This is a genomic window from Shewanella sp. SM74 (assembly GCF_025653725.1).
Taxonomy (GTDB): Bacteria; Pseudomonadota; Gammaproteobacteria; order Enterobacterales; family Shewanellaceae; genus Shewanella; species Shewanella oncorhynchi.
The window spans coordinates 1-579 of the sequence record NZ_JAKKRZ010000100.1 but is presented as its reverse complement, the minus strand read 5'-3'; the positions used below and the strand labels follow the sequence as shown (position 1 = coordinate 579).

The window sequence follows — 579 nt, the reverse complement described above, 5'->3', positions numbered from 1 at the left end:
ACACACCGCCCGTCACACCATGGGAGTGGGCTGCAAAAGAAGTGGGTAGCTTAACCTTCGGGGGGGCGCTCACCACTTTGTGGTTCATGACTGGGGTGAAGTCGTAACAAGGTAGCCCTAGGGGAACCTGGGGCTGGATCACCTCCTTACCTATACGACTAACTTAATGTTTGTTGAGTGTTCACACAGATTTGCTTGATAGAAGAAAGAGTAAAAGATGGACCTAGTTAAATAGGTTTATCAAAGATGGGTCTGTAGCTCAGCTGGTTAGAGCGCACCCCTGATAAGGGTGAGGTCGGTGGTTCAAGTCCACTCTGACCCACCAAATCCTCGTTCTCCTTTGTTAAATTAACACTCGTTTAGTGAACTAAACGTCGCGTTAATTTGCCGCGGATAACTCGATTTGGCAAACCAATCCTTTTAGAGGTTTGGAACATCTTACTTACTCGCACTGCATGTAAATGGGGCTATAGCTCAGCTGGGAGAGCGCCTGCCTTGCACGCAGGAGGTCTGCGGTTCGATCCCGCATAGCTCCACCATTTACACCTTATTCTGACTTTATTGCAAAGTAATAAGGCA

General features: G+C 48.0%; 2 tRNA genes and 1 rRNA gene. All 3 read left to right on the top strand.

The features are described 5' to 3' along the window. Nucleotides 1-149, top strand: a 16S ribosomal RNA gene (locus L5M49_RS25200); the annotation flags it as partial. 99 nt (nt 150-248) lie between these two features. Next, nucleotides 249-325, top strand: a tRNA-Ile gene (locus tag L5M49_RS25195). A gap of 138 nt (nt 326-463) precedes the next feature. Next, nucleotides 464-539: transfer RNA gene (locus L5M49_RS25190), tRNA-Ala, on the top strand. The last annotated feature ends 40 nt before the right edge of the window (nt 540-579 follow it).